Origin of the sequence: uncultured Nevskia sp. (assembly GCF_903885465.1) — a bacterium.
Taxonomy (GTDB): Bacteria; Pseudomonadota; Gammaproteobacteria; order Nevskiales; family Nevskiaceae; genus Nevskia.
Window position 1 is genome coordinate 1 of sequence record NZ_CAISIQ010000388.1, and the last position, 8,455, is coordinate 8,455.

At 65.3% G+C, this 8,455-nt stretch carries 11 protein-coding genes; 5 read left to right on the forward strand and 6 right to left on the reverse strand.

Annotation, left to right across the window (positions count from 1 at the left end; all coding sequences use genetic code 11):
* Window positions 1-311, forward strand: a 311-nt coding sequence (locus tag QZY06_RS15140; protein ID WP_295685902.1) for a phosphoadenosine phosphosulfate reductase family protein, incomplete at its 5' end; no start/stop codon positions are given.
* A 10-nt stretch (window positions 312-321) separates the two neighbouring features.
* Window positions 322-684: a hypothetical protein gene (locus tag QZY06_RS15145; protein ID WP_295685903.1), complete on the forward strand. Its 363-nt coding sequence runs from the start codon at window positions 322-324 to the stop codon at window positions 682-684.
* A gap of 192 nt (window positions 685-876) precedes the next feature.
* On the opposite strand, the gene xerD is transcribed toward QZY06_RS15145, so the two are convergent.
* Window positions 877-1,833: a site-specific tyrosine recombinase XerD gene (gene xerD / locus QZY06_RS15150; protein ID WP_367275657.1), complete on the reverse strand. Its 957-nt coding sequence runs from the start codon at window positions 1,831-1,833 to the stop codon at window positions 877-879.
* Between the two features lie 36 nt (window positions 1,834-1,869).
* On the opposite strand from xerD, the gene QZY06_RS15155 reads away from it, so the two are divergent.
* Together QZY06_RS15155 and zapE are read left to right on the forward strand one after the other, a co-directional pair.
* Window positions 1,870-2,625, forward strand: coding sequence for a lysophospholipid acyltransferase family protein (locus QZY06_RS15155; RefSeq protein WP_295685905.1), 756 nt, complete (start codon window positions 1,870-1,872; stop codon window positions 2,623-2,625).
* 4 nt (window positions 2,626-2,629) lie between these two features.
* Complete coding sequence (gene zapE, locus QZY06_RS15160; protein WP_295685906.1) at window positions 2,630-3,769, forward strand: cell division protein ZapE; 1,140 nt, start codon at window positions 2,630-2,632, stop codon at window positions 3,767-3,769.
* 86 nt (window positions 3,770-3,855) lie between these two features.
* Here zapE and QZY06_RS15165 read toward each other — a convergent pair whose 3' ends face one another.
* The 3 genes from QZY06_RS15165 to QZY06_RS15175 all read right to left on the reverse strand — a co-directional run bounded on the left by QZY06_RS15165 (window position 3,856) and on the right by QZY06_RS15175 (window position 5,750).
* On the reverse strand, window positions 3,856-4,185 hold the full coding sequence (locus QZY06_RS15165) for a DUF2069 domain-containing protein (protein ID WP_273455944.1): 330 nt from the start codon (window positions 4,183-4,185) through the stop codon (window positions 3,856-3,858).
* A gap of 23 nt (window positions 4,186-4,208) precedes the next feature.
* Window positions 4,209-4,805, reverse strand: coding sequence for an NAD(P)H:quinone oxidoreductase (gene wrbA, locus QZY06_RS15170; RefSeq protein ID WP_295685907.1), 597 nt, complete (start codon window positions 4,803-4,805; stop codon window positions 4,209-4,211).
* 210 nt (window positions 4,806-5,015) lie between these two features.
* Window positions 5,016-5,750, reverse strand: a complete 735-nt coding sequence (locus QZY06_RS15175) for a hypothetical protein (RefSeq protein ID WP_295685908.1) — start codon at window positions 5,748-5,750, stop codon at window positions 5,016-5,018.
* Window positions 5,751-5,769: 19 nt separating this feature from the next.
* Between QZY06_RS15175 and QZY06_RS15180 the strand changes: the two genes are divergently transcribed.
* The gene (locus QZY06_RS15180; RefSeq protein WP_295685909.1) at window positions 5,770-6,345 is read left to right on the forward strand and encodes a LysM peptidoglycan-binding domain-containing protein; all 576 of its coding nucleotides are present in this window, start codon (window positions 5,770-5,772) and stop codon (window positions 6,343-6,345) included.
* An 80-nt stretch (window positions 6,346-6,425) separates the two neighbouring features.
* Here the strand turns inward: QZY06_RS15180 and QZY06_RS15185 are convergent, their stop codons facing one another.
* Window positions 6,426-7,001, reverse strand: a complete 576-nt coding sequence (locus QZY06_RS15185; protein ID WP_295685910.1) for a lytic transglycosylase domain-containing protein — start codon at window positions 6,999-7,001, stop codon at window positions 6,426-6,428.
* Between the two features lie 92 nt (window positions 7,002-7,093).
* On the reverse strand, window positions 7,094-8,455 hold a 1,362-nt coding region (locus QZY06_RS15190; protein WP_295685911.1), incomplete at its 5' end, for a proline--tRNA ligase.

An 8,455-nucleotide genomic window follows, 5' to 3' on the forward strand; every position in this document is an offset into this window, starting at 1 on the left:
AGGTCGAGCCGCTGGAAATGATCAAGCCGAACTACAAGGTGTGGATGTCGAGCCTGATGCACTGGCAGACCGATCACCGTGCCGGCCTGCCGGTGTTCGAACTGCGGCGCGGCGTGCTCAAGTTCAACCCGATGATCGACGTCACCCGCGAAGAGCGTGACGCCTATATCAAGGAACACGATCTGCCGTTCCATCCGATGGTGGCGCGCGGTTATTCGTCGATCGGCTGCACGCATTGCACCGTGGCCGGCGAAGGCCGCAGCGGCCGCTGGCTGGGCAAGCCGAAGACCGAGTGCGGCCTGCATCTCTGAGCGTCAGCCCGTGAGCCGACTGCTGATGTTCAGCGTGCTGCCAGTGCCGGCGGACGACGCTGCCGTCTGGGACGACTTCGACCGTCGTTCGGAAGCCTTCGAGCAAAGCGGCCTGCCGCCGGATCCGCTGCTGATCGAACTGATCGAGCGGGTGACAGCGCGCCATCCCTGCATCAGCACGCTGCGCGAAGACCAGATCGAGCGCAGCGTCTGGGCCGATGGCCCGCTGCTGGACAATCTGATGCACGACGTCGCGATCCTGACCATCGTGCCGTCACGGGTCGATGACGTGCTGCCGATGGTGCGCGATGCGGCGTTGGCGCTGGGATTGGCGGTTTACGATCCGGAGACAGAGACGGTCTGGCGGCCATGATTGAAAGCCCTCTCTCTCCGGGAGAGGGTTGGGTGAGGGACTCGCTATCCACTTGAGTGGTCTTTACGTGCGAAGTCCTTCATCCCTGCCCTTCTCCCGAGGGGAGAAGGGTTCCAGCGGATTTCCGACCAACTGATCCCGGGCCATCCGTGGCCGGGCGTGAAACCTTTGCGAGCAATGCTCGCAAAGGTTTCACCCCCTCGGATGATGCTGCGCATGCAGCGCTTTCAACCGCGCCTTCGCCACATGCGTGTAGATCTGCGTCGTCGACAAATCCGAGTGTCCGAGCAGGGTCTGGACCACGCGCAGATCGGCGCCGTGTTCGAGAAGGTGCGTTGCGAAGGCATGGCGCAAGGTGTGCGGCGACAACGGAGAGTGGATGCCGGCCTGCACCGCATAGCGCTTGATCAGCATCCAGAAGTTCTGCCGGGTCATCGGCCCGCCCTGGGTGCTCGGAAACACCCAGTCGGCGGAGTCGGCGGTGGCGATCTGCGGTCTGCCGTGGCGCAGCCATTCGCGAACCGCGTCGAGCGCCAATTCGCCGGTCGGCACCATGCGTTCCTTGTTGCCCTTGCCGATCAGGCGCACGACGCCGTGTTCCAGATTGATCTCGTCGCGGCGCAGGCGGATCAGCTCGGTAACGCGCAAGCCCGAGGCGTACAGCAGTTCCAGCATCGCCCGATCGCGCAGGCCCAAGGTCTGCGCAGCATCCGGCGCTGCCAACAGGCTTTCGACTTCGCGCATCGCCAAGGTCTTCGGCAGACGCCGGCCCAGGCGCGGCATGTCGAGCTGGGTGGAGGGATCGTCGTTGCGGACCCGTTCGCGCAGCAGCCAGCCGTAATAGCGGCGGCAGACGGTGATGAAGCGGGCCTGCGATCCGGCGCCGAAGCGCTGGGCTGGCTGGCGATCCTGAGTCGGCCGCGTCGCCTGCTCCAGCCTGGCAGCGAGATAGCCCTTGATTGCTGCGGCGTCGGCATCATCGAGCAGGATGTTCTGGCTGCGCAGCCAGCGCGCCAGCAAGCTCAAATCGGAACGGTACGAGGCCAGCGTGTTCTTCGACAGGCCATGCTCCAGCCACAACTGATCGCAGAAGCGTTCGATGCCGGCGGCATCCGCGGGGTGCAAGAGGGTCGGGGCAGCCTCGGTCATCGACCTATAATAGTTTGCTCGCTCATTCCCTCACGCATGCTCCTGAATTTCCTCCGCAAGCTGCATGGCATCTATTCGGCGCTGGTGTTTGTCGTCGTCGCGCTGTTGCTGCTCTGCCCGCTGCTGATCATCGCGCCCGGGCTGCCGCTGCGCCGTGCCATCGGCCGCTTCACGGTGCGCGCCTGGCTGCTGCTCAGCTTCATCCCGTTCCGCGTGCGTGGCCTCGACAATCTCCCCGATGAGCGGACCCTGGTGATCTGCAATCACGCGAGCTATCTGGACGGCCTGCTGCTGACCGCCGCGCTGCCGGCACGCTTCACTTTTCTGGTTCAGCACGGCGCGGCCGAATGGCCGTATGTCGGCCGCGTGATCAGCCGCATGGGCGTCAGCTTCGTCAATCGCGGCGCACCGCGTGAAGCGGCGAAAGCCACCAAGGCACTGATCGATAGGGTCAAGGTCGGCGAATCGTTCGCGATCTTCCCGGAAGGCACCTTCCGCGCCGCGCCGCTGCTGCTGCCGTTCCAGCCCGGCGCTTTCGTGATCGCCGCCCGCGCAGGCGCGAAGATCGTGCCGGCAGTGATTCGCGGCTCGCGCACCCTGCTCGGCGAAGGTGCCCGGCTGTGCAGTTGGGCGCCGATCGAGATCGAATGCTTCCCGGCGATGCAAGCCAGCGACGACAGCCGGGCAGCAGCCGATGCGCTGAGTGCCAGCGCACGCGCGGTGATGCTCGCCAACAGTGCCGACGGCGACGCCGGTGACTGGACGCCGCCGCCGTTCGGAACCCGGAGCTGATCACATGGCCTTGTTCGGCTCTGGCCGCAGCAATAACGATGATCTGATCCCGGCGACCGAACTGGCGCCGCCACCTGCGCAGCGTTACGCAGCGGATCTGCAACGCGAAGGCTTCGTGTCCGATGCCGCGCAGGCAGCGGCGGTCGCCGCACTCCAGAAGGTCTACGAAACGCTGATCGAAAGCCCGCCGCGGCGCCGCTTCGGCTCCAGCCGTCTGAGCTGGAATGCGGTGCCCGGCCTGTATCTCTGGGGTGGCGTCGGCCGCGGCAAGACCTATCTGATGGATGCCTTCTTCGACGCGCTGCCGTTCAGCCGCAAGCGGCGCACCCATTTTCATCGCTTCATGCTCGATGTCCACGCGCAGCGCAATCGCTACCAGGGCGATACCGACCCGCTGCAGAAAGTCGCCGACGAAATCGCCGAGCAGACGCGCGTGCTGTGCTTCGACGAATTCTTCGTTGCCGACATCGCCGACGCGATGATCCTCGGCCGCCTGTTCGAAGCATTGTTCAAGCGCAACATCACCTTGATCGCCACCAGCAATGTGCCGCCTGATGGCCTGTACAAGGACGGCCTGCAGCGGCAGAACTTCCTGCCGGCGATCGAAGTCCTCAAGAGCAGCGTCACCGTTCTCAATGTCGATGGCGGCACCGATTACCGCCTGCGCCAGCTGCAGGACGCCGAGCTGTATCTGTATCCCTGCGATGCCCGCGCCGAAGCCGCACTCGCCCGCCACTTCGAAGCGCTGGCGCCGCATGGCGATATCGGCCCGGGCGAACTGATCCTGAACGACCGTGTGCTGCATGCACGGCGCATCGCCGAAGGCGCGGTCTGGTTCGATTTCGACGAGCTCTGCGAAGGCCCTCGTTCAGCGGCCGACTACATCGAGCTCGGCCGCTTGCATCACACCGTGGTCCTCACCGGCGTACCGCGACTCGACAGCACCCGCGATGACGCCACGCGCCGCTTCATGACCCTGGTCGACGAGTTCTACGACCGCGGCGTGAAGCTGCTGATCGGCGCCGAAGTGCCGGCCAACGAGCTGTATGTCGGCACCAAGCTCAAGTTCGAGTTCGGCCGCATCGAGTCACGGCTGCGCGAAATGCAGTCCGAGGAATATCTGGCCAGCGAGCATCGGGGCTGAAGCCAGAGGCGCTCGTAGGTCGGGCCGTGTCCGGCGGTGCAGTTGCTGTCAGGCCAAAGCCGTCGGGCGCGCGCGGCCCGACCTACCTAGATCCTCGCCACACCGTTCTCACGCGCCGACCAGCGCACGAACAGCACCAGTGCCGCGAACTCGAGCGCCGCGATGACGCTGAACACCAGCGCCAGATCGTGACGCGAAGGCACCGCCTGCGCTTCGGACATCAACGCAGCGATGTAGCCTGAGATCAGCAAGGTCATCCAGCCTGCGGTGTAGCGCCGGCCGCGAATCAGCCCGGGCACCGCGATCAGCAGCGGCAGCACCAGCAGAAAGCCGGTCAGCGGCGTGGCCCACAGCCACAGGCCGATCACCAGCGCCACGTGGCAGAGCAGCACAGCGGAATGTGCATACCGGCTCAAGGGACGGCCACTCGTTCGAATGCTCATGCGGCGAGTTTCACGGCAGCCGTCGCAACCCGCCGGCCGAGCGCCTGGCAGAGCTCGATCTCATCCTTGGTCAGCACGCGCGGCTTCGGCCCGGTGCCAGCAACATGGCTCGCGCCATACGGCGTGCCGCCGCTCTCGGTCGCCGACAGGCGTGGCTCGCTGTACGGCAGGCCGACCAGCAGCATGCCGTGATGCAGCAGCGGCAGCATCATCGTCAGCAAGGTGGCCTCATTGCCGCCGTGCATGCTGCCGGTCGAGGTGAATACCGCCGCCGGCTTGCCGACCAGGGTGCCGGACAGCCATAGGTCCGAGGTGCCATCGAGGAAGTACTTGAGCGGTGCGGCCATGTTGCCAAAACGGGTCGGACTGCCGAGCACCAGGCCAGCGCATTCGCGCAGATCGGCCGAGGTGGCATAGGTCGCACCTTCTTCCGGCACCGCCGGCGCCACGGCTTCGGTTTGTGCCGATACCGGCGGCACTGTGCGCAGCCGCGCTTGCACACCACTGACCGATTCCACACCGCGTGCAATCTGCCGCGCCATTGCCGCCGTCGAGCCATGCCGCGAGTAGTACAACACCAGTACGTCGATCATCTGTTACCTCAAGGATATGTGCGATTGTAAGGCCTGAAGCGACTCGTCCCGACCAGACAACGCGAAGCTTTGCCGTTGGTCACCGCCGATGGCGACCCGATCAGACAGACCTCGTGGTGATCGGGAAAAATGGCTACAAACTCCAACGAGCCGAGATGTCGTCGTCAGCGCCCATAATCGCTGCTCAAACGGCCGCGGCTCCCTTTCACCTCAAGCTTCTGGTCTGCTCCGCATGATCCTTTCGTTGCGACACGACACTCGCTCGCTCTGCCTGTTGCTACTCAGCGCGTACCTGGCTGCGCCTTGCCACGCTGAAACGCAGTCAAACAAGTCTGTGCCCGAGGCCGATGCTGCCCCGGCGGCAGGATCTGCGCGCAACGCGGCCCCCGTTGTGCCCACGACCGATGCGGCCAGCGCCGCGAAGCCGGGTGCGGCGACATCGTCCGGTGCAACGGCGGCAGCCAAATCTCGAAAATCCAAGCGATCGAAACACGCTGCCTCAACAACACCGCCCGACGCCGCAAGCCGGCAACTACCCTCGGTCAGCGTAGCGGTTTCGCAACAACCCCCAGGGGTCAGTCCCGCGGCTGCCATCATGGCTTTTGGCAAGGCCGGCAAGGCAGCCGCCAGCCCGCCTCCATCGACCAGCAACGGCCTCACCAACGCCGGACCTTCCAACACGGGAACCGTGCCGGCGAAAGCAACAACGCCGAGTCCGACAACAACCGCGACGTCCACCACAACACCCTCGACAGTGCCCGCCTCGCCGCCCACGAAGGCGGAAGCGTCGACGCAAGCGACCGTCAGCCGGGTGAAAGCGGTACCCGAGCCCCGCGCGATTGCCGGTACTGCAGCAGCCGCAACCAGCGCTGGTCCTGCGCCCTCAAGCGCGCCCGCGGCGTCCGCCCCACCGAAGCCTGCGGTGATCACCAGGCCGGCCGTCACAGCAGGCGGTACGCCTGTATTGGGCACGATCAGCGAATCTGAACGCCTGGCGCTGGCCACCATGCCGCTGCCGCAGTTGCCAAACCTGGTGCCCCGCGAAACACCGGCGACATCGATCACCGCTGCCGTCGCGGAAGCTGCGCTACCGCCAGCACCCGCGCCGAGCATTCGGCCCGCCGCTGCCGCTGAAAGCCCGACTGCGTCGGAGATTCGCTCGCTGCTCACCAAGGCCAGCGAGCGCACTGGACTGGACGATGCCCAGCTAGCGCGCATCGCCCAGCTCGAAGCGACGGCGGCACGCGGCGAGCAGGAAAACGCCCTGGTCGGCCTGCTGCGGCTGAACGACGAATTGGATGCTGCATACAACAGCTACAGCGTCGGCAACGGCGAAAGCCTGTGGCAGATCGCGGCGAAGCCGGAAACCTACGGCAACGCCAATCTGTGGCCGCTGATCTGGCGCGCCAACCCGAAGTCACTGCCGCAGCCCAGCCAAGTGAAGAGCGGCCAGAAACTGCGGGTGCCGCGTTACCCGAGCCTGAAAGCCGTCACCGAGGCGCTGGACTACGCAGCCAGTCATCCCGTCGGGAAGCAGTGATCCGTGTTCCGTGGCTAGTGGCCAGCTGATGATCCCGCTGCTGGTCGCCGGCCACTGACCACCAGCCACTGACCCCTGCTTCACCGGCTCCAGCGCCGCGTCAGCCGATCCAGCACCAGATACGGATAATCCGGCTTGCCGATCGAGCCGTTGTAGCGCGCCAGCGCCTTCACGTAGCTGCCCTTTTCCTTGGCCAGATAGAACTTCAGGATCGTGCAGCCGAGGCGCAGATTGGTTGGCGTGTGGAACAGGTTGTCGCCCCTCTCGCCGATCTCCTCGATCCAGAACGGCATGATCTGCATGTAGCCGAGCGCGCCGACGCTGGATACCGCGAAACGATCGAAGCGGCTTTCGACATCGATGGTCGCCAGCACCAGTTCCGGCGAGATGCCGGCCTTGGTCGCCTCCGCATGCAGCAGGCGCAGAAAGCGCAGCCGCTGCTCGGGATCGGGGATCGCCTTCGGCACGTACCTCGCCATCCGCCCGGACATATCGGTCAGCCAGATTTCGGCGAGATAGCGATCGTCGAAGCTGGTCGCCGAATCGATCGCCTGCTTCATCAGCAGGCGCAGTTCGGGTTCGGGGGCGTGAGTCGGCGCCGCCAATGCCGAGGCGGCGACCAGCAGCAGGGAGAGCCCCGCAACCGGGCGCAGCATCCAGCAGCTTCGGCGGACAGCCTCGGGCATCAGCACGCTCGCGACCTCAAGATTTCGACAGCCTGATCGTAGGCCGCCGACACCCATTTCGATCAACCGTTGAGCTTGTCGAGCACCGCGCCGGTCGTCGCCGCAATCAGCTCGGCAGCCGCTGCATCACGGCGCTTGTACTCGAACTGCTGCGTTGCCAGCCCCTTGGCACCGATGACGATGCGATGCGGAATACCAATCAGGTCGGCGTCCTTGAACATTTCGCCGGGACGCAGGCCGCGGTCGTCCATGGCCACGTCGACACCGGCCGCCAGCAACTCGGTGTAGAGCGTTTCGGCAGCGCCCTTCACGGCTGCGGCGGTATCGGCCTTGTCGAGCCCGATCGGGCAGACGATGACCCGGAACGGCGCGATCGCATCCGGCCAGAGAATGCCGTTCGCATCGTTGCGCTGTTCGATCACGGCGGCTGCCATGCGCGACACGCCGATGCCGTAGCAGCCCATTTCCGGCGTCACTGGCTGCTGATTGACGTCGAGCACACTGACGTTCATCGCCTTCGTGTACTTCTTGCCAAGCTGGAAGATGTGGCCACCTTCGATGCCGCGGTAGAGCTTGATCGTGCCGCGACCGTCCGGCGACGGATCGCCTTCGACGATCATCCGCAGATCGGCCGCTTCCGGCTCGGCGGCGTCGCGGCCCCAGTTGGCACCGGTGACGTGAAAGCCGGCTTCGTTGGCGCCGCAGACGAAATCGCTGAGCGCAGCGGCCGCGTAATCGGCGATCACCGTCACTTTGTCGCCGACCGGCCCGAGGAAGCCCGGCACGCAGCCGAACGCGGCCTGGATTTCGGCATCGCTGGCCAGGTTCAGCGGCGCGGCGATCTTCGGATGCTTCTCGGCCTTGATGGTGTTGAGTTCGTGATCACCGCGGACCGCTAGCGCGATCAAGCCGCCTTCCGCGCCTTTGACCACGATCAGCTTCAGCGTGCGGGCCAGCGGCAGCTTTAGCAACTTGGCGACGTCTTCGCAGGTCTTCTGATACGGCGTGGCGACCTTGGTCAGCGTCTCGTTGGCGGCGCTGTGCGCATCCTGCGGCAAAGTTTCCGCCGCTTCGACATTGGCCGCGTAATCGCCTTCATCGCTGACCGCCAGCAAGTCTTCGCCGGCCTGCGCGAGGATGTGGAATTCCTCGGTGCGGGAGCCGCCGATGGCGCCGCCATCCGCCTTGACGATGCGGAACTCGACACCCACGCGCGTGAAGATCTTCGAGTAGGCCGCGCGCATGTTCTCGTACTCGGCGGCCAGCGACTCGGCATCCATGTGGAAGCTGTAGGCGTCCTTCATGATGAATTCGCGCGCGCGCATCACGCCGAAGCGCGGCCGGCGTTCGTCGCGGAACTTGGTCTGGATCTGGTAGTAGTTGACCGGCAGCTGACGATAGCTGCGCAGGTCCTGGCGGACGTG